Source organism: Streptomyces sp. NPDC021356 (assembly GCF_040641015.1).
Taxonomy (GTDB): Bacteria; Actinomycetota; Actinomycetes; order Streptomycetales; family Streptomycetaceae; genus Streptomyces.
The window spans coordinates 109,663-132,590 of record NZ_JBFACU010000006.1 but is presented as its reverse complement, the minus strand read 5'-3'; the positions used below and the strand labels follow the sequence as shown (position 1 = coordinate 132,590).

Here is a 22,928-nt window from a genome sequence, read left to right as displayed (position 1 = left end):
CTCAGGCCTGGCGGCGGACCTCCACCACCCGGAAGCGGTTCGCCACGAACGCCCCGTCGGTGAGGGCCGCGTTGGCCGCCGGGTTGCCGCCCGAGCCGTGGAAGTCGGAGAACGCGGCCGTCTGGTTGACGTACACGCCGCCCGTGAGGTTCAGGGACAGCTGGGCGGCCTCCTCCAGGCACACGTCCTGGACCGCCTGTTCGACCTCGTCGTCGGTCGTGTAGGCGCCCACCGTCATCGCGCCCTTCTCGCGGACCGTGCGCCGCAGCAGCTCCACCGCGTCGGCGGCCGAGTCGACGGCGACCGCGAAGGAGACCGGTCCGAAGCACTCGCTCAGGTAGGCGGCCTCGGCGTCCGGCTTGGCGCCGTCCAGCTTCACGATCACCGGCGTGCGGACCACCGCGTCCGGGAAGTCGGGGTGGGCGACCTCGCGGGAGGCGAGGGCGACCTCACCGAGGGCCGCCGCGGCCTCCAGGCGGGCCTTGACGTCCGGGTTGACGATCGCGCCGAGCAGCGCGTTCGCGCGTGCGTCGTCACCGAGCAGGCCGTCGACCGCCTGCGCGAGGTCGGCGGTCACCTCGTCGTAGGACTTGGGGCCCTGGTCGGTGCGGATGCCGGTGCGGGGGATCAGCAGGTTCTGCGGGGTGGTGCACATCTGGCCGCTGTAGAGGGACAGCGAGAACGCCAGGTTGGCGAGCATCCCCTTGTAGTCGTCCGTGGACTCGACGAGCACGGTGTTGACGCCGGCCTTCTCCGTGTACACCTGGGCCTGGCGGGCGTGGGCCTCGAGCCAGTCGCCGAAGGCGGTGGAGCCGGTGTAGTCGATGATGCGGATCTCGGGGCGGGTGGCCAGGGTCTTCGCGATGCCCTCGCCGGGCCGCTCGGCGGCCAGGGCCACCAGGTCGGCGTCGAAGCCGGCTTCGGCGAGCACCTCGCGGGCGGTCTTCACCGTGAGCGCGAGCGGCAGCACCGCGCGCGGGTGCGGCTTGACCAGGACCGCGTTGCCGGTGGCGAGGGAGGCGAACAGGCCCGGGTAGCCGTTCCACGTCGGGAAGGTGTTGCAGCCGATGACCAGGGCGATGCCCCGGGGGACGGCGGTGAACGCCTTGGTCAGGGCGAGCGGGTCGCGCTTGCCCTGCGGCTTGGTCCATTCGGCGGTGTCCGGGGTGCGCACCTGCTCCGCGTACGCGTACGCCACCGCTTCCAGGCCGCGGTCCTGGGCGTGCGGGCCGCCCGCCTGGAACGCCATCAGGAAGGCCTGGCCGGAGGTGTGCATCACCGTGTGCGCGAACTCGTGGGTCCGCTCGGCGATCCGCTTGAGGATCTCCAGACAGACCGCCGCACGGGCCTCGGGGCCCGCGTCGCGCCAGGCCCGCTGTCCGGCCTTCATGGCGGGCAGCAGTACGTCGATGTCCGCGTGCGGGTAGGTCACGCCCAGTTCGATGCCGTACGGCGAGACCTCGCCGCCCACCCAGTCGTCGGTGCCGGGCTGGCCGAGGTCGAGGCGGGTGCCGAGGAGGGCGTCGAAGGCGGCCTTGCCCGCGGCGGCGTCCAGGCTGCCGTGCTCGCCGTAGGCCTTGGGGTGCTCGGGGTGGGGCGACCAGTACGCGCGCGTGCGGATCGCCTCCAGCGCCTGGTCGAGAGTGGGCCGGTGGCGGGCGATCAGCTCGTGCGTCGTCGGTTCGGCGGCCATGCGGGACCAACTCCTTGTCTCGAGAGCTCCTCGTCGAGCTCATGACCTGGCAGAAACATGGGCAGGGACGGCCGGTCAGAGTTAGAGTAACCGAACGATCGGTCGGGACAAGGGGGTCCGCCGCATCTGTGGAGAAGTCGGGCCAGGGGGGTCCGCCGCGTCTGTGGAAAACGCCGTGCGGGAGGATCGCGCACATGACAGCACTGGACCTCAGCAGCCCCGTGGCCGTCGTCGGCACCGGCACCATGGGCCAGGGCATCGCCCAGGTCGCGCTGGTCGCGGGCCACGTCGTGCGTCTGTACGACGCCCTGCCCGGGCGGGCCGCGGAGGCGGCCGCCGCGATCGGCGCCCGGCTCGACCGGCTCGTGGCGAAGGACCGGCTCACGGGCGCCGACCGGGACGCGGCCCGCGCCCGTCTGCAGCCCGCCGCCGGCCTCACCGAGCTGGCCGACTGCTCCCTGGTCGTGGAAGCCGTCCTCGAAGAGCTGGACGCCAAGCAGGAACTGCTGACGGAACTGGAAGGCATCGTCCCCGACGACTGCCTGCTCGCCACCAACACCTCCTCCCTGTCGGTCACCGCCATCGGCGGCGCGCTGCGCAACCCCGGCCGCCTGGTCGGCCTGCACTTCTTCAACCCGGCGCCGCTGATGCCGCTGGTCGAGGTCGTCTCCGGGTTCGCCACCGACGTCACGTCGGCCACGCGCGCGTACGAGACGGCCCGCGCGTGGGGCAAGACGCCGGTCGCCTGCGCCGACACCCCCGGATTCATCGTCAACCGCATCGCGCGCCCCTTCTACGCCGAGGCGTTCGCCGTCCACGAGGGCCAGGCCGCCGATCCCGCCACCATCGACGCGGTGCTGCGCGAGTGCGGCGGATTCAGGATGGGCGCCTTCGAACTGACCGACCTGATCGGCCAGGACGTCAACGAGTCGGTGACGCACTCCGTGTGGCGTTCCTTCTTCCAGGACGTGCGGTTCACCCCCTCCCTGGCGCAGCGGCGCCTGGTGCAGTCGGGACGGCTCGGCCGCAAGAGCGGTCACGGCTGGTTCGACTACGGCGACGGGGCCGAGCGCCCCGAGCCGCACACCGCGGAGCCCGCGCAGCCGCCCGTCCACGTCGTCGCCGAGGGCGACCTGGGCCCGGCGGCGGAGCTGCTCACGCTCATCCGGGAGGCGGGCATCCCCGTCCGCGAGGAGGACGAGGACCACGGCACCCGCCTGGTGCTGCCGAGCGGCGGACAGCTGGTCCTCGCCGACGGGCAGACCTCCGTGGAGTTCCGCGACGTCGTCTACTTCGACCTGGCGCTCGACTACCGCCGGGCCACCCGCGTCGCCCTGTCCGCCTCCCAGGACACCTCCCCGCAGACCCTCGCGGAGGCCACCGGTCTCTTCCAGGCGCTCGGCAAGGACGTCAGCGTCATCGGCGACGTCCCGGGCATGATCGTCGCCCGTACGGTCGCGCGGATCGTCGACCTGGCGCACGACGCCGTGGCCAAGGGCGTGGCCACCGAGGAGGACATCGACACCGCGATGCGCCTGGGCGTCAACTACCCGCTGGGCCCCTTCGAATGGAGCCGCCGCCTGGGCCGCACCTGGGCCTATGGCCTCCTGGACGACCTGCACCTGCGCGACCCGTCCGGCCGCTACGCCCCCTCCCTCGCGCTGTACCGCCACGCGTACGCCACCGACAAGCGGGAGTCCGCCTCATGACCACCGCCAGACGCGACACGTACACGCCGCAGACGCTGCTCTCGGTGGCCGTGCGGGTCTTCAACGAGCGCGGCTACGACGGCACCTCCATGGAGCACCTGTCCAAGGCGGCCGGCATCTCCAAGTCGTCGATCTACCACCATGTCGCAGGCAAGGAGGAGCTGCTGCGCCGGGCGGTCACCAGGGCACTCGACGGCCTCTTCGGGATCCTCGACGAGGACCACGCGCGCGCGGGAAGTGCCGCCGCCCGCCTGGAGTACGTCGTACGGCGCATGGTCGAGGTGCTCATCGCCGAACTCCCGTACGTGACCCTGCTGCTGCGGGTGCGCGGCAACACCGCGACCGAGCGCTGGGCGCTGGAGCGGCGGCGGGAGTTCGACCACCGGGTGGCCGAGCTGCTGAAGGCGGCGGCGGCCGACGGCGAGGTGCGCGGCGACGTGGAGGTACGGCTCGCGACCCGGCTGGTCTTCGGGATGATCAACTCGATCGTGGAGTGGTACCGGCCCGACGGGCGCGGGGCGAGCGAGCGGGAAGTGGGCGACGCGGTGGTACGGCTGGTGTTCGGCGGACTGCGGCAGTCCGGCTGACCACCGGGCCCGGCGGGCTGAGCAGCCGCACGGACCGCGGCTGCGTAGGGCAGGCATCACCGGATGAGTACGGCGCCCGATGCCGCGGCCTGCCGCCCGGTGATGGGCTGGGCGCATGCCTGACAACGACAAGGACAACGACAACGGTCTGCGGCCCAGGGGCGCTCACCCCACCTGGTGGAAGGCGCCGTTCGCGGCCACCGTGCTCGGTCTGCCGTTCCTCGTATGGGAGTACCGCTGGTTCGCCTCCGGCGACGGCGTCGGCTCCTTCGGCGGCGTCCTGTACTGGGCGTGCGGCCTGCTCGCCGTCGCCTGGGTGCTGCCGCACCGCCGGGCCGTGCGGACGGCGCGGGTGCTGACCGCCGGTGCCGGACTCGGCTGCGCGCTCCTGCCGGGGCTCATGGCCATGCTGCTGATCGGCGCGATGGCCGCCTCGTCCTGACGCGGGGCCCGCCCCCAGGCCTGACGCACGCGCGCCCTCGCTCCCGACGGCGGACCCGCACCCTCACCCCTGCGGTTCGAGATCCTCCTCCTCGAACACCAGCAGCGTGCGGGTGCTGAGTACCTCGGGGATCGCCTGGAGCCGGGTGAGCACCACCTCGCGCAGTGCCCGGTTGTCCGGCGTGTGCACCAGGAGCAGGACGTCGTAGTCGCCCCCGACCAGGGCGATGTGGGAGGCCCCGGGGAGCCGGCGCAGCTGGTCGCGCACCGTGCGCCAGGAGTTCTGCACGATCTTCAACGTGATGTACGCGGACGTGCTCTGCCCCGCGCGCTCGTGGTCGACCCGGGCACCGAAACCGCGGATGACGCCGTCCTCGACGAGGCGGTTGATGCGGGCGTAGGCGTTGGCGCGCGAGACGTGGACCCGTTCGGCGACCGACCGTATCGAGGCGCGGCCGTCCGCCTGGAGCATCCGCAGGATGTCCTGGTCGATGGCGTCCAGCGGGCGGGCCGGCGGGGCGGAGCCGGTGGCGTCCTCCGGGCGCCCGGTGTGCTCCGGGCGCTCGGTGTTCTCGGCGTTCTCGGCCATTCGTTCAGCCGGCATGTCCCCCCGCCTCTCCGTCATGGACGTACTGCATCCATACCAAGCTGTGGAGAACCGTTTGTCCACAGCCTGGGGGCGCCTGTAGCCAAAATGTGCCGACGACCGAACAATCGGTAGGTGAGGCGAGTCACAGCCGACGCGCCTCCCGTAGCCGCTCCCACGAGGAGGTGCCCGTCATGACGGTCATGGAGCAGCGGGGTGCGTACCGGCCATCGCCGCCGCCCGCCTGGCAGCCCCGTACCGACCCCGCACCGCTGCTGCCCGACGCGGAGCCCTACCGCGTCCTTGGCACGGAGGCCGCCGCGAAGGTCGATCCGGAGCTGCTGCGCAGTCTGTACGCGCACCTGGTGCGCGGGCGCCGGTACAACACGCAGGCCACCGCCCTCACCAAGCAGGGCCGGCTCGCCGTCTATCCGTCCAGCACCGGCCAGGAGGCCTGTGAGGTCGCCGCCGCGCTCGCACTCCAGGAGCGCGACTGGCTCTTCCCGAGCTACCGCGACACGCTCGCCGTGGTGGCCCGCGGCGTCGACCCCGTCGAGGCCCTCACCCTGCTGCGCGGCGACCGGCACACCGGCTACGACCCCCTCGCGCACCGGGTCGCCCCGCTGTCCACCCCGCTGGCCACCCAGTTGCCGCACGCCGTGGGCCTCGCCCACGCCGCCCGTCTCAAGGGCGACGACGTGGTCGCGCTGGCGATGGTCGGGGACGGCGGCACCAGCGAGGGCGACTTCCACGAGGCGCTGAACTTCGCCGCCGTCTGGCAGGCCCCGGTCGTCTTCCTGGTGCAGAACAACGGCTTCGCGATCTCCGTCCCGCTCGCCAAGCAGACGGCGGCGCCCTCCCTGGCCCACAAGGCCGTCGGGTACGGCATGCCGGGCCGCCTGGTCGACGGCAACGACGCCGCCGCCGTCCACGAGGTGCTCAGCGACGCCGTACGGCACGCGCGCGCGGGTGGCGGTCCGACCCTGGTCGAGGCGGTGACGTACCGCATCGACGCCCACACCAACGCCGACGACGCCACCCGCTACCGCGGTGACACCGAGGTCGAGGCCTGGCGCGCCCACGACCCGGTCGAACTGCTGGAGCGCGAGCTGACCGGCCGCGGCGTGCTCGACGAGGACGCCGTCGCGGCCGTGCGCGAGGACGCCGAGGCGATGGCCGCGCGGCTGCGCGAGCGCATGAACCAGGACCCCGTGCTCGACCCCATGGACCTGTTCGAACACGTCTACGCCGAGCCGACCCCGCAGCTGCGCGAGCAGCAGGCGCTGCTGCGGGCCGAGCTGGTGGCCGAGTCGGAGGAGGGCACGGCCCGATGACCACCGTGGCGCTCAAGCCGGCCACCATGGCCCAGGCCCTCACGCGCGCGTTGCGCGACGCCATGGCCGCCGACCCCACCGTGCACGTCATGGGCGAGGACGTCGGCACGCTCGGCGGTGTCTTCCGGGTCACCGACGGCCTCGCCGCCGAGTTCGGCGAGGACCGCTGCGCCGACACACCGCTGGCCGAGGCCGGCATCCTCGGCACCGCCGTCGGCATGGCGATGTACGGGCTGCGCCCGGTCGTCGAGATGCAGTTCGACGCGTTCGCCTACCCGGCGTTCGAACAGCTCGCCAGCCATGTGGCGAAGATGCGCAACCGCACGCGCGGGAAGCTGCCCCTGCCCCTGACCGTCCGCATCCCCTACGGCGGCGGCATCGGCGGTGTCGAGCACCACAGCGACTCCTCCGAGGCGTACTACATGGCGACTCCGGGGCTCCATGTCGTCACGCCCGCGACCGTCGCCGACGCCTACGGGCTGCTGCGCGCGGCCATCGCCTCCGACGACCCCGTCGTCTTCCTCGAACCCAAGCGGCTGTACTGGTCGAAGGACTCCTGGAACGCCGAGGAGCCCGAGCCCGTGGAGCCGATCGGCCGCGCGGTGGTGCGGCGCACCGGCCGCAGCGCCACACTGATCACCTACGGCCCGTCCGTGCCCGTCTGCCTCGAGGCCGCCGAGGCCGCCCGCGCCGAGGGCTGGGACCTGGAGGTCGTCGACCTGCGCTCGCTGGTGCCGTTCGACGACGAGACGGTCTGCGCGTCGGTGCGGCGCACCGGGCGCGCGGTCGTCGTCCACGAGTCCGGCTCCTTCGGCGGGCCGGGCGGGGAGATCGCCGCCCGTGTCACCGAGCGCTGCTTCCACCACCTGGAGGCCCCGGTGCTGCGCGTGGCCGGTTTCGACATCCCCTACCCGCCGCCGATGCTGGAGCGGCACCACCTGCCCGGCGTCGACCGGGTCCTGGACGCCGTCGCGCGTCTGCAGTGGGAGGCGGAGGGCTGATGGCACAGGTACTGGAGTTCAGGCTCCCCGACCTCGGGGAGGGGCTCACCGAGGCGGAGATCGTCCGCTGGCTGGTCGAGGTGGGCGACGTCGTCGCCGTGGACCAGCCGGTCGTCGAGGTCGAGACGGCCAAGGCCATGGTCGAGGTGCCCTGCCCGTACGGGGGTGTGGTCACGGCCCGCTTCGGCGCGGAGGGGGCCGAGCTTCCGGTGGGCGCGCCGCTGCTCACCGTCGCGGTCGGCGAGCCCGCCGCGCCGCCCGCGCCGAGCGCCCCGCCCGCCGCGGGAGGAACCGGCGGCTCGGGTGGCACGGACGGCCCGGGTGGCACCGGGGGCTCGGACGGCCCGGGTGGCACCGGGGGCTCGGACGGCCCGGGTGGCACCGGGGGCGCGGGCGGCGGTTCCGGCAACGTCCTGGTCGGGTACGGCACGGCAAAGGCCCCGGCGCGCCGCCGCAGGGTCCGGGCGGTTCCGGGCGCGACGGCCACCGCGGCCGCCGCGGGGTCCGCCGGCGTCCCGGCGCCGTCTCCGGACGCCCGGGGTGCCTCGCGCGCGGCCTCCGCCTCCGTGTCCGCCTCTGCCTCAGGTGCGGGCACGGCCGGTCGGCCGGCCGACGGTCCGGTCCCGGTGATCTCGCCGCTCGTGCGCAGGCTCGCCCGCGAGCACGGCCTGGACCTGCGGACCTTGCCGGGCTCCGGGCCCGACGGACTCATTCTGCGCGCGGACGTCGAAGGAGCCCTCAGGTCCGGCGGCACGGCGCAGGACCGGGCCACGGCGGCGGCCGGCGCGCTCCCCTCCGAGCCCGGCGCGTCCGCGCCCGCCTCGGTGCGGGGGCCGGCCACCGGCGCCCGGGTCCCCCTCAAGGGCGTGCGCGGGGCGGTGGCCGAGAAGTTGTCCCGCAGTCGCCGCGAGATCCCCGACGCGACCTGCTGGGTGGACGCCGACGCGACGGAACTCCTGCGCGCCCGGGCGGCCATGAACGCCGCGGGCGGCCCGAAGATCTCCCTGCTCGCCCTCCTCGCCCGGATCTGCACCGCGGCCCTCGCCCGTCACCCGGAGCTGAACTCCACGGTCGACACGCAGGCCCGGGAGATCGTCCGACTCGACCACGTCCACCTGGGCTTCGCCGCGCAGACCGGACGTGGGCTCGTCGTACCCGTCGTACGGGACGCGCACGCACGCGATGCCGAGGCGCTGACGGCCGAGTTCGCCCGGCTCACCGAGGCGGCCCGGGCCGGCACGCTCACGCCGGCGGAACTCACCGGCGGGACCTTCACGTTGAACAACTACGGCGTGTTCGGCGTCGACGGCTCCACCCCGATCATCAACCACCCCGAGGCGGCCATGCTTGGCGTCGGACGTATCGTCCCCAAGCCCTGGGTGCACGAGGGCGAGCTGGCGGTCCGGCAGGTCGTCCAGCTCTCGCTCACCTTCGACCACCGGGTGTGCGACGGCGGCACGGCGGGCGGATTCCTGCGCTACGTGGCGGACTGCGTGGAACAGCCGGCGGTGCTGCTGCGCACCCTGTGACGCCAGTGCGCCCGGCGGCCCCCGCGACCCGCCCGTGTTCCTCACGGTCACGGGCGGGACGCATACTCGGGGGGTGACCGCCTACGAGCATTCCGGCGCCCGGGACGTCCCGTTCGGCGACCCGCCGCCGGACCACGACGCCGTCGTGCTCGCCGGGGGAGCGGCGCGCCGGCTCGGTGGCGCGGACAAACCCGGTGTGCGCGTCGGCGGCCGGGCCCTGCTCGACCGGGTGCTCGGGGCCTGCGCCGGGGCGCGCACCACCGTCGTCGTGGCCGGCCCCCGGCCCACGGCGCGGCCCGTGCGCTGGGCGCGCGAGGAACCGCCCGGCGGCGGTCCGCTCGCCGCGCTCGCCGCGGGGCTGCGCCACACCACGGCCGGTCTGGTCGTCGTCCTCTCCGCCGACCTGCCCTTCCTGCGGCCGGACGCGGTGCGGCACCTGCTCGCCGCCCTGGACGCGGGGAGTGCCGACGGAGTGCTGCTCACCGACGCCGACGGCCGCGACCAGCCGCTCGTGGCGGCCTACCGCGCCCCCGCGCTGCGCCGCGAACTGACGGCGCTCACCCGGGAGCACGGCACCCTCACCGGTCTGCCCCTGCGCCGGCTGACCGCGGCACTCGACCTCACCCGCGTCCCCGACGACGTAGCCTCCTTCGACTGCGACACCTGGGACGACATCGCCACCGCCAGGGCACGCATCAGGGAGCATGGGCACGTGCTGGATGAATGGATTTCCGCAGTCAAGGACGAACTGGGCATCGACCTGGACGTCGACACCGCCGTACTGCTCGATCTCGCCCGCGACGCGGCCCACGGAGTGGCCCGGCCCGCGGCGCCCCTGACCACCTTCCTCGTCGGCTACGCCGCCGCCCGGACCGGGGCGGGCCCCGAAGCGGTCGCCGAGGCCGCCCGCAAGGCGGCGGCACTGGCCCTGCGCTGGGCGGACGAGGAGAGCACGGGCAGTGCGGGGGCGCAGGGCGACGTGGCCCCCGATGCCACGCCCGACACGCGCCCGGACGCCGGATGACGGCCCGCGGTGTGCGAACGGGCGAGGACGCCGAGGACCTCGACGTCGAGGAGGCGCTCGCGCTGGTGAACGAGAGTGCCGGCCACTTCCCCGGCGACGGCGACAGCAACGGCCCCGGAAACGGCCACGGTGACACGCCGGCCCCCGGCGGCGCGGCGTCCGCCGGCCACGCCACCCCCGGCCACGGCCTCTCCGGTCACCCCTCAGGGTGTCGTACCTCCGCCGGGGCACAGTCGGCCGGGCACGGCCCAGGCCCCGGAACCGGACCCGCCACGGCCCCGCACGCGCACGGCGCGCAGGCGGACCCGCACGGCCACGCGCGGGCCGTCGCCTGGCCGGCGGCCCGTGAGATCGCCGCCCGCGCCGTCCGTGCCGCCGCCCGCCGCTCCCCCGTCTCGGTCCCCCTGGACGCGGCCCTGGGCCTGGTCCTGGCCGGCCCCCTCGCCGCCCTCACCGATCTGCCCTCCTTCGACACCTCCGCGATGGACGGCTGGGCGGTCGCGGGGCCCGGGCCCTGGGACGTGCGCGAGGGCGGTTCCCTGGCCGGGCACGCGCAGCCCGAGCCGCTGACCGACGGCGAGGCCGTACGGATCGCGACCGGTGCCCGCATCCCGCAGGACACCACGGCCGTGCTGCGCACCGAGCACGGCCGGACGGACGCCAAGGGGAAGCTGCACTCCGTCCGCGACCCCGGCCACGGCCAGGACATCCGCGCCCGCGGACAGGAGTGCCGCACCGGCGACCAGTTGCTGCCCGTCGGCACCCTGGTCACCCCGGCCGTGCTGGGCCTGGCCGCCGCGGCCGGCTACGACACCCTCACCGCCGTGCCCCGGCCCCGGGTCGACGTGTTCGTGCTCGGTGACGAGCTGCTCACCGAGGGCCTGCCGCACGACGGCCGGATCAGGGACGCGCTCGGCCCGATGCTGCCGCCGTGGCTGCGCGCCCTCGGTGCCGAGGTGGCCGCGGTGCGGCGGATCGGCGACGACGCCAAGGCCCTGCACCGGGCGCTCACCCGGTCCGAGGCCGACCTCGTCGTCACCACCGGGGGGACCGCCGCCGGCCCCGTCGACCACGTCCGCCCCACCCTGCGCCGCATGGACGCCGAGCTGCTGGTGAACGGCGTCCAGGTGCGTCCCGGCCACCCCATGCTCCTGGCCCGCACCAAGGAGAACCAGCACCTCGTCGGCCTCCCCGGCAACCCCCTCGCCGCCGTCTCCGGACTGCTCACCCTCGCCGAGCCGCTGCTGCGCACCCTCGCCGCGCGCCCGGCCCCGGAGCCGTACACGCTGCCGCTGCGGGACGCGGTGCACGGGCACCCCGGCGACACCCGGCTCGTCCCCGTCGTCCTGCGGGGTGATCACGCGGTCCCGCTGCACTACAACGGCCCCGCCATGCTGCGCGGTGTCGCGGCGTCCGACGCGCTGGCCGTCGTACCGCCGGGCGGTCTCCGCGCGGGCCAGGAGGCCGAACTGCTGGACCTGCCCTGGGCCGCCGCCGGAATCGGAGTGTGTTTCACGTGAAACTTCCGGGCCATGACGCGATCGCCCGCCAGGCGGACGAGCATCTCGTGACCCATCGGGTGAAACTCCCGAGGAAAGTGGTCGACCGTCCCATACGCCAGGTCGGGAAGCGACTGGCCATGGCACTGCTCGTACTGGTCGTGACCGTCGTGGTCGTCTACGCCGACCGCGACGGCTACCACGACAACGCCGACAGCTCCGTGGACCTCCTCGACGCGGCGTACTACGCGACGGTGACCCTCTCCACCACCGGGTACGGCGACATCACGCCCGTCAGCGACAGCGCCCGGCTCACCAACATCCTCGTCATCACGCCGCTGCGCGTGCTGTTCCTGATCATCCTCGTCGGCACCACGCTCGAAGTCCTCACCGAGCGCACCCGCGAGGAGTGGCGTCTGAGCCGCTGGAGGTCCACCTTGCGCGAACACACCGTCGTCATCGGTTTCGGGACGAAGGGAAGGTCGGCGATCCAGACCGTCTGCGCGACCGGGCTGAAGAAGCAGCAGGTCGTCGTGGTCGACCCCAGCGCCAAGGTGATCGACGCCGCCACGGCGGAGGGATATGCGGGCATCGTCGGCGACGCCACCCGCAGCGAGGTGCTGAAACGGGCGGAGGTCCAGCGGGCGCGGCAGATCATCATCGCCACGCAGCGGGACGACACGGCCGTCCTGGTGACCCTGACGGCCCGGCAGCTCAACCGGGCGGTGAAGATCGTCGCCGCGGTGCGGGAGGAGGAGAACGCCCCGCTGCTCAAGCAGTCCGGGGCGGACGCCGTGATCACCAGCGCGAGCGCGGCGGGAAGGCTGCTGGGCCTCTCCGTGCTCAGCCCCGCCGCCGGCATGGTCATGGAGGACATCATCCAGCAGGGCAGCGGGCTGGACATCGTCGAACGGCCCGTCATAAAGGCCGAGGCGGGCCGCAGTCCACGTGAGATCGACGACCTGGTGGTGAGCGTCGTCCGCGGTCACCGGGTCCTCGGGTACGACGATCCGGCCGCCGCCTCCCTGCAGTTGACGGACCGCCTGATCACGATCGTGCGGGCCACCCCCGGCACCCAGGTCACCCCGGACACCCGCCCGCTGCCGCTGGACTGACCTCGGGGCCCGCGCGCACGGCCCGCGACCGTCCCACGGCACGCGACCGGTGCACCGCCCGCGATCGGTGCACCGCCCGCGATCGGTGCACCGCCCGCGATCGGCGGGCCGACCCGCGGCACGCGCGCGGGCCGGGGCCCGCGGCGCGGGGCCGGGCGAGGAGTAGCGTCGGCCCCATGCATGCGATCACGATTCCCGAACCCGGTGGGCCCGAGGCGCTGGTGTGGGACGAGGTACCGGATCCCGTCCCCGGCGAGGGCGAGGTGCTGGTCGAGGTGGTGGCCGGCGCCGTCAACCGGGCCGACATCATGCAGCGCCAGGGCCACTACGACCCGCCGCCCGGCGCCTCCCGCTACCCCGGCCTGGAGTGTTCCGGCCGGATCAGCGCCCTCGGGCCGGGGGTGTCCGGCTGGGCGGTCGGCGACGAGGTGTGCGCGCTCCTCGCGGGCGGCGGCTACGCCGAGAAGGTCGCCGTCCCGGCCGGCCAGCTGCTGCCCGTCCCGCCGGGCGTGGACCTCAAGCAGGCGGCGGCCCTGCCCGAGGTGACCTGCACCGTCTGGTCGAACGTCTTCATGGTCGCCCATCTCCGCCCCGGCGAGACCCTGCTCGTGCACGGCGGCTCCAGCGGCATCGGCACCATGGCGATCCAGCTGGCCAAGGCCGCCGGCGCGCGGGTCGCGGTCACGGCGGGCACCGAGGAGAAGCTGGAGAAGTGCGCCGAGCTGGGCGCCGACATCCTGATCAACTACCGGGAGCAGGACTTCGTCGAGGAGATCCGGCAGGCCACGGACGGGGCAGGCGCCGACGTCATCCTGGACAACATGGGCGCCAAGTACCTGGACCGCAACGTCCGGGCGCTCGCCGTGAACGGGCGGCTCGCGATCATCGGCATGCAGGGCGGCACCAAGGCCGAACTGAACATCGGCGTCCTGCTGGGCAAGCGGGCCGCGGTCAGCGCGACCTCGCTGCGGGCCCGCCCGCTCGACGAGAAGGCGGCCATCGTGGCGGCCGTCCGAGAGCACGTGTGGCCGCTGTTCGCTCAGGGGCACGTCAGGCCGGTCGTCGACCGGGAGGTGCCGATGCGGGAGGCCGCGTCCGCCCATCGGCTGGTGGAGGAGAGTTCCCACGTCGGCAAGGTGCTGCTGGTGGCCTCCTGAGCGGCGCCGCGACACCGTGCGGTTCCGGCGCACCGAGCCCGGCGCCGGGTCCGCACCACGGGGTGGGGGAGGTCACCGCAGCGGCAGGCGGTCTTGATCCCGGGGACGCTGGTACGGCCGTCCTGGCCGCCCGGCAGGAAGGGTTCGGGCGTCTTCGCCCCGGGCCGCCCGCGACAGACGGAGCCGTCGGCCATGTCGGCGGTGTACACGTAGTGCTGGTCGGCCGCCACGTTCTCGGTGGAAGACCTGGCTGCCGTCGACCTTGATCGAGTGGCCGCTGTCCTGGCGGTGCCGGTCCGGCGCGGCGGCGGCGGGCAGCGAGAGGGCGGCCAGGGCGGTGACCGTCGCGGTGAGGGTGAGGGCCGCGCGCCGCCATGAGGCGTGCGCGGTGGCGCGCGTGGACATCGTGAAGCACCTTTCCGGGCGAGCGGGCCGGGGCGAGCGGGCCGGAGCGAGCGGGCCGGGGCGAGCGGGCCGGGGCGAGCGGGCCGGGGCGAGCGGGCCGGAGCGAGCGGGCCGGGGCGAGCGGGCCTCGGGGTTCAGACCAGGAGCGCGGCGTGCTCCCGCGCGGATTCGGCGGCACGCTCCAGCGACTCGCGTTCCGACTCCTCGGCCTGCGGTACCAGGGCGGCCATGGCGGGGTTGACCGGGGCCATCGTCAGTTCGCGTGTGATGACCTCGACCTGCAGGCCGAGCCCGCCGCCCAGCACCGTCTCCAGGTAGTTGGTGTCGTGCTCGAAGCCGGCCCGCGGGGTGCCGGGGCGGTAGGAGCCGCCGCGCGAGGCCGCGACCACGACGCGCTTGCCGGACGGCGGCACGCCCTCGCCGAAGGTGCGCCCGGCCAGGATGATCTGGTCCAGCCAGGCCTTGAGGGTGGAGGGGATCGTGAAGTTGTACATGGGGGCGCCGATGACGATGACGTCGGCCTTCTCGAACTCGGCGATGAGTTCCTCGCGCAGCGGGGGGAGGGACTCGGCGGTGACGGTGGCGGCGTCCAGGTGCGGCACCGGGGCGGCGGCCAGGTCGCGGTAGATGACGCTGCCCTGCGGGTGCGCCTCCTGCCAGGTCTTGCGGAAGGCGTCGGTGAGCCGGCGCGAGCCGGAGTTCTCCAGCGGGAAGAGGGACGAGTCGAGGTGCAGCAGGACGGCCATGGAAGGTGCTCCTCGGGAGGGCCGCGCGGGGCGCGGCAGGGGTGGTCCGGGCGTGCGGAGGCACCCGGTTTCATACGGCAGCTTCGTCAGCTACTTACGAAATTACAGTACCCTACTTTTCCGCAGTAAATGAACGGTGGGCGGTACCATGGGCGCATGACAGTGGAGCGACAGGACGCGGGGCAGTGCTCGGCGGTGGGCGGCGCGGTCGAACGCGTCTTCCTGCTTCTCGGCAAACGCTGGAACGGCGTGATCCTCGCCAGCCTCATGAGCGGTCCCGGCCGCTTCGCCGAACTGCGCCGCGCCGTCAGCGGGATCAGCGAGCGCATGCTCTCCGACCGCCTCGCCGAACTCGGGGAGGCCGGCCTGGTCCGCCGCGAGGTGGACGCCGGCCCGCCCCTGCGCGTCTCCTATCGACTCACTCCCGCGGGCGAGGCCCTGAGGCCGGCCCTCCAGGAACTGGGCGGCTGGGCCGAGCGGTTCCTCGGGACGTCCGAGCAGGACGGCTGCCCCTCCCTGCGGCAGCGGGAAACCGAGGACACCCGGAACGCGTGACGCCCCCGCCCTACGTGCCTACGTGCCTACGTGCCTACGTGCCTACGTGCACCACGGTCCGGCTAGGCCCGGCGGACCCGCAGGGCGATGAACGCCAGTCCCAGGCCGAGCCCGATCAGGACCAGCCCGCTGCCCAGCGGCAGCATCTCCAGTACGGGACCGGTCGCCGGCCCGTCCTCGACCGCGGGCCGGGGGACGGGCGCGGTCCGCGGCGCGGAGGGCGAGGGGGCGACGGCCGCCGGCGCCTGGGGCGCGGCCGTCGGTGTGCCGCGCGCGCCGGAATCCGCGCCGTCGTCCCGGTCATGACGCGGCCGGCCCCGGTCGGCGCCCTCCACCTCGCTCTCGTGCCGATGGGGGCGGCCCGGCCGCTGCCGCCCCTCCTCCGCCGCGCTGCCCGCCCCTGACGGCTCGTGGAGCAAGGGGGCGGCGGCCGACGGGGCGATGGCGGCGGCCACCGGGGAAGGGGTGGAGGCGGCCGACGAGGAGAGCGGCGGGGGCGTGCCGTGCGACGCGGGGGGCTGCGTACGTGGGGGCGGCGTAGGGGACGGGCTCGGCGGGTCCGGCGAGGCGACGGTGTCCGGGCCGGGCGCCGTGGCGGAGGGCGGCGCCGTGGGGGTGCGCTCCGACGCGGAGGAGGATGGCTCGTACGCGGGGGCGCACGCCCGGGCGGGAGCACCGTGCAGGGCGAGCGCGCCCAGCACGACCAGTGGTCCCGCCGTACGCAGTGCGACGCGCAGCCATGGAGTCACCCGGGGACCCCCTCACGGTGGCCGATCGGTGCCGATCAGTGTCGGTCAATACCGATCAGCGGTGTGCAGTGCCACCACAGTCACATCGCCGGGCCGATCCGGCACTCCGGGTTCAGCCGCCAGGCCGAATCCACTGCACAATCCGGTTATGGCGATACCGCACGCGCTGCTGGCACTCCTGGCGACCGGCCCCCGCTCCGTCTCCCGGCTGCGCGCCGAGTTCGAGGCCCGCACCGCGGCGGCGTGGCCCCTGCACCTCGGCCGGGTCTGCGCGGCCCTGGGCCGTCTGGAACGGGACGGCCTGGTCGTCCGTGAGGGCGTGGACCGGGCCGGACGGGCGACGTACGCGCTGACCGAGGCGGGCCGCGTCGAACTGGGGTCCTGGTACACGCGGCCCGTGGAAGGCGCCGAGGAGCGGGGCGCGGAGCCGCCGGGCGAGCCGGCGCCCGACGAACTGACCGCCAAGCTGGTGCTGGCCGTGGGAGCCCCCGGCGTCGACGTGCGCGAGATCGTCGATGCGCAGCGCCGGCACGTGTCCGAGGCGCTGCAGGACCGCGTACGGCAGCGGGCGGAGGTCCTCGCGCGGCTGCCCGAACACGCCGGGGAGGTGGCCCGGCTGCTGGTCCTGGAGCAGTCGATCTGCCGCGCGGAGGCCGAGTCCCGCTGGCTGGACCACTGCGCGGCCCGCCTGGAGCGGCTGGCCCGTCCGGCGGACTCCGGCGGCGTTCACACGGTGGATCACCCTCCCCGGGGGGCACCAAGGAGATGAGAACTGCCGGTACGAGAGAATGGCCGCATGGAGATGCCGAGGAACGAACGGTCGCCGGAGAATCCGCAGATCCTGGTCGTGGGCCAGGACGGTATGGCGCTCGGGGGCGGCGGAGACGACGACTCGCGCGAGACCCCGGTGACGGAGCAGGTGGAGCAGCCCGCCAAGGTCATGCGGATCGGCAGCATGATCAAGCAGCTGCTCGAAGAGGTGCGGGCCGCTCCTCTGGACGAGGCCAGCCGGGTCCGGCTCAAGGAGATCCACGCCAGCTCGGTCAAGGAGCTGGAGGACGGTCTCGCGCCCGAGCTGGTCGAGGAGCTGGAGCGGCTCTCCCTGCCGTTCACCGACGAGGGAACCCCGAGCGACGCGGAACTGCGCATCGCCCAGGCGCAGTTGGTGGGCTGGCTGGAAGGACTCTTCCACGGGATCCAGACGACGCTGTTCGCGCAGCAGATGGCCGCCCGCGCCCAGCTGGAGCAGATGCGCCGCGCCCTGCCGCCGGGAGTCGGCCACGAGGGCGGCGACGACCCCCACCTGGGCGGCCGGTCCGGGGGGCCGTACCTGTAGACCGTACGCACCACCGCATCGGGCGAGGGCCCGGCAGCTCGGCTGCCGGGCCCTCGCCCGTCGGGAACCGCGGCCGGTCCGGCCGGTCCGGCGGTCAGGACGAGGCCGGGTCGCCCGTCGACACGTTGAGCTGGATCACCGGCATCTTCTTCGGGTCGACGTCCGTGTCGGCCGCGGGGAACTGGCTCATGACCGTGCCCTGGCCGTACGTGTTCTCGTCCTGGTCGATCACCTTCAGCTGCCAGCCCGCGGCCTGGAGGCACTCCTTGACCGAACCGATGTACTTGAACTGGAAGTCCGGCACCCTGATCAGCTTCGGGTCGTTGTAGGACTCCTGCGGCTCCTTGCACGCGTTCACGTCGATCGTCTTCGACGTGTCGGGGCCGCGGTGGCCCTCGACGGCCGCCGAGGAGGAACCGGGGCTCGCGGTGGTGCTGCCGCCGCCGCCTCCGGCGGTGTCGCTGCCGCCGTCCTTGTTCAGCAGGAGCGCGGCGACCAGGCCGACGACCGCGATCACGGCGACGGCCGCCGACGCGATGATCACCGCCTTGTTGCTCCTGCCGCCGCCCGGCGAACGGTCCGGCACGCCGCCCACCGACTGCGGCGGGACGCCGTACGGCGGCGGGGTCGACGCCTGCTGCGGGGCGTACGGCGAGGCGGCGTGCGGGGGCTGGTACCCGGCGTGCTGCCCGGCCTGCTGCTGCGGATAGCCGTACGCCGGCGAGGGGGCGGCCGGACCCGGGGCCGGGGTGCCGTACGGGTTCGGAGCCGGGGCCGGCTGGTACGGCGTCTGCACGCTGCCCTGGACCGGCGGGGCGGTGTCGACCGGCGGGAACACCGCGGAGCCGACCCCCGCGCCGCTCGGCGCGTGGGCGCCCGGGACGATGCTGGGCGGGGCAGCCTGGAAGGACGCCGCCACGCGCAGGCACTCGTCGCGCATGGACTCGGCGCTCGGGAAGCGTTCGTTGGGGTTCTTCTTCAGCGCGCGGGCGACCAGCGCGTCCACCGCCGGGGGCAGCGAACGGTTGACCGAGGAGGGCGCGACCGGCACCTCCTGCACATGCGCGTACGCGATGGCCAGCGGCGAGTCCGCGTCGAACGGCAGCCGCCCGGTGACCAGCTGGAACAGCATGATGCCGACCGAGTACAGGTCGGAGCGGGCGTCCACGCCCCGGCCCAGCGCCTGCTCGGGCGAGAGGTACTGCGGGGTGCCGACGACCATGCCCGTCTGGGTCATCGAGGTGACGCCGGACTGCATGGCACGGGCGATGCCGAAGTCCATGACCTTGACGACGCCGCGCTTGGTCACCATCACGTTGCCCGGCTTGATGTCGCGGTGGACCAGGCCCATCTCGTGGCTGATCTCCAGCGCGGCGAGCACGTCCGCGGTGACCTTCAGGGCCTGGTCGGCGGGCATCGCGCCCTGCCGGCGCACGTCCTCGTCGAGCACCGAGCCCAGCGGCCGGCCCTCGACGTACTCCATGACGATGTACGGCATCGGCGTGCCGTCCCCCGCGGTGGAGCCGTCGGCGGCCAGCGTGTCCTCGCCGGTGTCGAAGACCGAGACGATGTTCGTGTGCGTGAGTTTCGCCACTGCCTGGGCCTCGCGGCGGAACCGCTCGCGGAACGCCGGTTCCCGGCCCAGTTCGGTGTGGAGCGTCTTGATCGCGACCTGGCGGTCGAGCACGGAGTCGTAGGCGAGGTGCACCGAGGCCATGCCGCCCTCGCCGAGCAAGTCGCGCAGCTGGTAGCGGCCGCCGGCCAGCGCCCGCCCCGCGAACCGGCCTTGCGCGCCGTCCTGGCTCATCTTCTGCGTCCCCCATGTGCGCGGCTGTGCGCGACGCCGGCGGCTGCCGCGTCCGCGCGGTCGGCTGTCCGTCGACGGTCCCGGGACCGGACCTGACCTGACCGCATGTCCGGATCTCGATGATCGAAAGTGTTATTCCCGGCCAAGTCTGCCCCAGGGCACCGACACGTCAAGCTCGGTGCCCGTTCCGTGACCGTACGCGAAGGAAGCGTCGCGGAAGCGTTACAGCGGACGTACGACCGGCACAAGGAATTTGCACGACGGCGGCCGATCGCGGTTTGATGGCCGGTCCGTCCCGGACCGGTGCCCGCGGCGAACCCGGACCGTCGGCTTGCGCCGAGCCTGTAGCGTGGCCGACGGAGACCGTGACAACACCGCGCACCGCGGGCAGAAACGACGGCGAGGACTGATGGCACAGACGCAGCGCGCCCAGGGCCCGTCCGACCCCGAGGCGTCTGGCGGCGGCGGTATGTCGGACGCGCCGGAGTTGTGGGGCAACGGCGGCCTGGTCGGCGACGGCCGCTACCGGCTGACGCGCAGGCTCGGCCGCGGCGGCATGGCCGAGGTGTTCGCGGCCGAGGACGTGCGCCTGGGGCGCACCGTCGCGGTCAAGCTGCTCCGCGCGGACCTGGCCGAGGACCCGGTCTCCAAGGCCCGCTTCACGCGCGAGGCCCAGTCGGTCGCCGGCCTCAACCACCATGCGATCGTGGCCGTCTACGACTCCGGCGAGGACCTCGTCGGCGGTCAGTCGGTGCCGTACATCGTGATGGAGCTGGTCGAGGGCCGCACCATCCGCGACCTGCTGCTCAACGCGGAGGCGCCGGGCCCCGAGCAGGCACTGATCATCGTCTCCGGTGTCCTGGAGGCCCTCGCCTACTCGCACCAGCACGGCATCGTGCACCGCGACATCAAGCCCGCCAACGTCATCATCACCGACAACGGTGCCGTGAAGGTGATGGACTTCGGCATCGCGCGCGCCCTGCACGGGGCGTCCACGACGATGACGCAGACCGGCATGGTCATGGGCACCCCGCAGTACCTCTCCCCCGAACAGGCGCTCGGCAAGGCCGTCGACCACCGGTCCGACCTGTACGCCACCGGCTGCCTGCTGTACGAACTCCTCGCGCTGCGGCCCCCCTTCACCGGCGAGACCCCCCTGTCGGTGGTCTACCAGCACGTCCAGGACCTGCCGGTGCCGCCGTCGACGACCTCGCAGGGCGCCTGCCCGCCCGAACTCGACGGCCTGGTCATGCGGTCGCTCGCCAAGGAGCCCGACGACCGTTTCCAGACGGCCGAAGAGATGCGCGGAATGGTCCAGTACGCGCTCCAGATGCTCTACGACCAGGGCGGCCACACCGGCACCTGGAACACCGGCCCGGTGGCCGCGCCCGACGGCCGGCACACCCCGGCGGCCGGTTTCGCCGGCACGACGGTGATGCCGCACCACGGCGACGGCCAGGCCGGCACCACGCAGATCCCGCAGCCGATCCTGCCCGCGGGCTACGGCAACGGCGACGACGGCGGCTTCGAGGGACACGGCAACCAGGGCAGTGGCCGGGGCAAGCTGTGGATCCTCGCCGTGCTGGCCGTGATCGCCATCGCGGCGGGCGTGGCGCTGGCCCTGCAGAGGAGCGGCGACAAGGGCGGTGGCGGCGGCACCGGCACGACCCAGTCGCCCTCGGCCACCCAGTCCGCCGAGGACCAGCAGCCCAGTTCCTCCGCGACCGGCGAGCCGACCGGCCGGCCCTCGGACCACTCGGCGGACACCGGCTCGGGTTCGGGCGGCTCCGGGTGGGACTACACGCCGTCGCACCGGCCGTCGTGGACACCGTCCCAGACGCCGTCGGACGACACGTCCGACCAGCCGTCGGGCGAGCCCAGCTCGCACGAGGTGTCCAGCCCGCCCCCGCAGACGCAGTCCCCGGGCAACGGCGGCAGCCAGGGCGGCAACGGCACGCCGAGCGAGGGAACCGACCAGGGCACCAGCAGCGGCAGCGGCGACACCAACGGGACGTCGGACGGGGCCGCCGGCCCCGGGGGCGACAACAACGGCTGACCGACCCTCACGCGCGCGTGGAGCCTCGACGGGGCGCCACGCGCGCGTGGCGTATCAGCGGGCCGTAGCAACACCCCGCCCCGCCCGCGCCCCCTCCCCGCGCACTGTGCTCGCCGCGTTCACCCCGCTCCCCGCGCTCACTCCGCGAAGGCCCCGCACACCGCGTCGTACTCCCGTGTCCACCACACCACCAGGGCCGACGCGGCCGGGAACTGGGGATCGGCGCGGGTGTCGCCGCGCTCGTAGTGCCAGCGCAGCATCCAGAAGTCGTTCAGGCGTTCCCACCACACGCGGTGCACCGCGGCGGCCAGCTCGGCAGGCGTGGCCCCGGCCGCGCGCCGGTACGCGCGCGCGTACGCCGCGATCTTCGCCAGGTCCAGGGTGCCGCCCGGCCGGACGAAGAAGATCGCGGCCGCCCGTACCGCCTCCTCCGCGCGGGGCTGTACGCCGAGCCGGTCCCAGTCGACGATCGCGGCGGGGGCGTCCCCCTGGTAGAGCACGTTGTAGGGGTGGAAGTCGCCGTGCACCCAGCCCACCGGGCCGCCGGGGGGCGGCCGGCGGTCGGCGTGCTGCTCGAGGAGCGTGCGGCGCTCCAGGAGCCGGTGCCGGGCCAGTTCGTCGAAGGCGTCCGGCGGCCGGTGGCGGTGGACGTGGCCGAGCAGGTCGTCGATCAGGGCGAGCGTGTCGGCCGGGTCCGCGCTGCGGACGGGGTGCGGGCTCGTGGCGGGGCGGGTGCGTCCCTTCGGGGGCATCACGCGCTCCAGGCAGGCGTGCACGGCGCCCAGGAGCGCACCGAGGCGGGCGCACTGGCCGGTGGTGAGCTGGCCGCCGTGCCGGTGCCGGCCGTCGATCCACGGGTAGAGGGCGTAGGCGTGGCCGCCGATGACGGCGACCGTGCGGCCGTCCCGGCCCGCCAGCGCCGGTGCCACCGGGACCCCGAGATCGGCGAGGCGCTGGGTGGCGCGGTGCCGGCGGGCGATCGACGCCGGGTCGGCGGTGTCGGGGTCGAAGTGGTGCTTGAGGAAGTAGCGGCCACGGGTCGTGCACAGGCGGTAGCCGCGGTTGAGCAGCCCCTGGTCGACCGGCTCGCAGGTGACGGCGGAACCGGCGGCGTACTGGCGCAGCAGGGCACTCAGAGGGGGCGCGTGGGGCACAGAGGGTGGTACACATGAGCGCGGCACGCGGCAGATGCTAGGGCAACGGACGGGGCTGTGAGCTGGGGCTTGTCACAGACAGTCGTCAGTAGTCGCTTTCGGTCACAGGAGATCACGGTGCGGTTCTCCCTTCGTCCCGGTTTCAGGGCCCTCGGCCGCCCGGCGGCGTCCTTCGTCAAGAGCGGTTCCGGCCACTCGTGAACTCTTCCCGACTACGGGGTGACCGGGATAACGTGCCGGTGTTCCGGCCCCCTGCAAGGCTGTGACCAGCGGCTGCCCCGAACGCCCGGCGAGGTACTTGGACGTCCAAGCGAAAGTACTTGGAAATCCAAGGAAACACGCAGGTCAGGAGGGGTTTCCCAGAAATGTGGAGCACTGGGTAACGTGACTGTTGCAGGGCGCTCGCCGGGGCACCTGTCACGCCTGTTCCCGGCCGAGTGGCACC

At 73.9% G+C, this 22,928-nt stretch carries 21 protein-coding genes; 14 read left to right on the top strand and 7 right to left on the bottom strand.

Features of this window, described 5'->3' with window-relative positions; all coding sequences use genetic code 11:
• Position 1 precedes the first annotated feature (1 nt).
• Positions 2-1,693, bottom strand: a complete 1,692-nt coding sequence (gene paaN, locus AB0G56_RS09920; RefSeq protein ID WP_360966369.1) for a phenylacetic acid degradation protein PaaN — start codon at positions 1,691-1,693, stop codon at positions 2-4.
• 194 nt (positions 1,694-1,887) lie between these two features.
• On the opposite strand from paaN, the gene AB0G56_RS09915 reads away from it, so the two are divergent.
• From AB0G56_RS09915 to AB0G56_RS09905, 3 genes are all read left to right on the top strand, one after another.
• Positions 1,888-3,402, top strand: a complete 1,515-nt coding sequence (locus tag AB0G56_RS09915; RefSeq protein ID WP_360966366.1) for a 3-hydroxyacyl-CoA dehydrogenase — start codon at positions 1,888-1,890, stop codon at positions 3,400-3,402.
• Positions 3,399-3,989: a TetR/AcrR family transcriptional regulator gene (locus AB0G56_RS09910; RefSeq protein WP_360966363.1), complete on the top strand. Its 591-nt coding sequence runs from the start codon at positions 3,399-3,401 to the stop codon at positions 3,987-3,989. Before AB0G56_RS09915 ends, AB0G56_RS09910 begins: the two co-directional genes overlap by 4 nt.
• A 115-nt stretch (positions 3,990-4,104) precedes the next feature.
• Positions 4,105-4,431: a hypothetical protein gene (locus AB0G56_RS09905; protein WP_360966360.1), complete on the top strand. Its 327-nt coding sequence runs from the start codon at positions 4,105-4,107 to the stop codon at positions 4,429-4,431.
• Positions 4,432-4,494: 63 nt separating this feature from the next.
• Here the strand turns inward: AB0G56_RS09905 and AB0G56_RS09900 are convergent, their stop codons facing one another.
• Entirely contained in the window at positions 4,495-5,034 is a 540-nt protein-coding gene (locus AB0G56_RS09900; protein WP_360966357.1) for an Lrp/AsnC family transcriptional regulator, read from the bottom strand.
• A gap of 176 nt (positions 5,035-5,210) precedes the next feature.
• On the opposite strand from AB0G56_RS09900, the gene pdhA reads away from it, so the two are divergent.
• The 7 genes from pdhA (at position 5,211) to AB0G56_RS09865 (ending at position 13,675) form a co-directional block, all read left to right on the top strand.
• Positions 5,211-6,350 (top strand): pyruvate dehydrogenase (acetyl-transferring) E1 component subunit alpha, encoded by a 1,140-nt coding sequence (gene pdhA / locus AB0G56_RS09895; RefSeq protein ID WP_360966354.1) that lies wholly within the window; start codon positions 5,211-5,213, stop codon positions 6,348-6,350.
• A complete protein-coding gene (locus tag AB0G56_RS09890) occupies positions 6,347-7,351 on the top strand; it encodes an alpha-ketoacid dehydrogenase subunit beta (protein WP_360966351.1) in 1,005 nt (334 codons plus the stop codon). The genes pdhA and AB0G56_RS09890 overlap by 4 nt, the downstream gene beginning before the upstream one ends.
• Positions 7,351-8,880: a dihydrolipoamide acetyltransferase family protein gene (locus AB0G56_RS09885; RefSeq protein ID WP_360966348.1), complete on the top strand. Its 1,530-nt coding sequence runs from the start codon at positions 7,351-7,353 to the stop codon at positions 8,878-8,880. The genes AB0G56_RS09890 and AB0G56_RS09885 overlap by 1 nt, the downstream gene beginning before the upstream one ends.
• A 73-nt stretch (positions 8,881-8,953) precedes the next feature.
• On the top strand, positions 8,954-9,904 hold the full coding sequence (locus AB0G56_RS09880; protein ID WP_360966346.1) for an NTP transferase domain-containing protein: 951 nt from the start codon (positions 8,954-8,956) through the stop codon (positions 9,902-9,904).
• Positions 9,901-11,424, top strand: coding sequence for a molybdopterin molybdotransferase MoeA (locus tag AB0G56_RS09875; RefSeq protein WP_360966343.1), 1,524 nt, complete (start codon positions 9,901-9,903; stop codon positions 11,422-11,424). Before AB0G56_RS09880 ends, AB0G56_RS09875 begins: the two co-directional genes overlap by 4 nt.
• Positions 11,421-12,518, top strand: a complete 1,098-nt coding sequence (locus tag AB0G56_RS09870; protein WP_360966340.1) for a potassium channel family protein — start codon at positions 11,421-11,423, stop codon at positions 12,516-12,518. The genes AB0G56_RS09875 and AB0G56_RS09870 overlap by 4 nt, the downstream gene beginning before the upstream one ends.
• A 176-nt stretch (positions 12,519-12,694) precedes the next feature.
• Positions 12,695-13,675, top strand: a complete 981-nt coding sequence (locus AB0G56_RS09865; RefSeq protein WP_360966337.1) for an NAD(P)H-quinone oxidoreductase — start codon at positions 12,695-12,697, stop codon at positions 13,673-13,675.
• A 72-nt stretch (positions 13,676-13,747) separates the two neighbouring features.
• On the opposite strand, the gene AB0G56_RS09860 is transcribed toward AB0G56_RS09865, so the two are convergent.
• Both AB0G56_RS09860 and AB0G56_RS09855 read right to left on the bottom strand, forming a co-directional pair.
• Positions 13,748-14,080, bottom strand: a complete 333-nt coding sequence (locus tag AB0G56_RS09860; RefSeq protein ID WP_360966335.1) for a hypothetical protein — start codon at positions 14,078-14,080, stop codon at positions 13,748-13,750.
• A 134-nt stretch (positions 14,081-14,214) separates the two neighbouring features.
• A complete protein-coding gene (locus tag AB0G56_RS09855) occupies positions 14,215-14,826 on the bottom strand; it encodes an NAD(P)H-dependent oxidoreductase (protein WP_360966332.1) in 612 nt (203 codons plus the stop codon).
• Between the two features lie 156 nt (positions 14,827-14,982).
• On the opposite strand from AB0G56_RS09855, the gene AB0G56_RS09850 reads away from it, so the two are divergent.
• Positions 14,983-15,381 carry a helix-turn-helix domain-containing protein gene (locus tag AB0G56_RS09850; protein ID WP_360966329.1) on the top strand — a complete coding sequence of 133 codons (399 nt, stop codon included), beginning with the start codon at positions 14,983-14,985 and terminating at the stop codon, positions 15,379-15,381.
• Between the two features lie 62 nt (positions 15,382-15,443).
• On the opposite strand, the gene AB0G56_RS09845 is transcribed toward AB0G56_RS09850, so the two are convergent.
• Complete coding sequence (locus AB0G56_RS09845) at positions 15,444-16,130, bottom strand: hypothetical protein (protein WP_360966326.1); 687 nt, start codon at positions 16,128-16,130, stop codon at positions 15,444-15,446.
• A 148-nt stretch (positions 16,131-16,278) separates the two neighbouring features.
• Between AB0G56_RS09845 and AB0G56_RS09840 the strand changes: the two genes are divergently transcribed.
• Together AB0G56_RS09840 and AB0G56_RS09835 are read left to right on the top strand one after the other, a co-directional pair.
• Positions 16,279-16,899 carry a helix-turn-helix transcriptional regulator gene (locus tag AB0G56_RS09840; RefSeq protein WP_360966323.1) on the top strand — a complete coding sequence of 207 codons (621 nt, stop codon included), beginning with the start codon at positions 16,279-16,281 and terminating at the stop codon, positions 16,897-16,899.
• Positions 16,900-16,926: 27 nt separating this feature from the next.
• Positions 16,927-17,466 (top strand): bacterial proteasome activator family protein, encoded by a 540-nt coding sequence (locus AB0G56_RS09835; RefSeq protein WP_360966320.1) that lies wholly within the window; start codon positions 16,927-16,929, stop codon positions 17,464-17,466.
• Between the two features lie 94 nt (positions 17,467-17,560).
• Here AB0G56_RS09835 and AB0G56_RS09830 read toward each other — a convergent pair whose 3' ends face one another.
• Positions 17,561-19,273, bottom strand: coding sequence for a protein kinase (locus tag AB0G56_RS09830; protein ID WP_360966317.1), 1,713 nt, complete (start codon positions 19,271-19,273; stop codon positions 17,561-17,563).
• A gap of 409 nt (positions 19,274-19,682) precedes the next feature.
• Between AB0G56_RS09830 and AB0G56_RS09825 the strand changes: the two genes are divergently transcribed.
• On the top strand, positions 19,683-21,329 hold the full coding sequence (locus tag AB0G56_RS09825; RefSeq protein ID WP_360966314.1) for a protein kinase: 1,647 nt from the start codon (positions 19,683-19,685) through the stop codon (positions 21,327-21,329).
• Positions 21,330-21,466: 137 nt separating this feature from the next.
• Here the strand turns inward: AB0G56_RS09825 and AB0G56_RS09820 are convergent, their stop codons facing one another.
• A complete protein-coding gene (locus AB0G56_RS09820; protein WP_360966311.1) occupies positions 21,467-22,483 on the bottom strand; it encodes a phosphotransferase in 1,017 nt (338 codons plus the stop codon).
• Between the last annotated feature and the right edge of the window lie 445 nt (positions 22,484-22,928).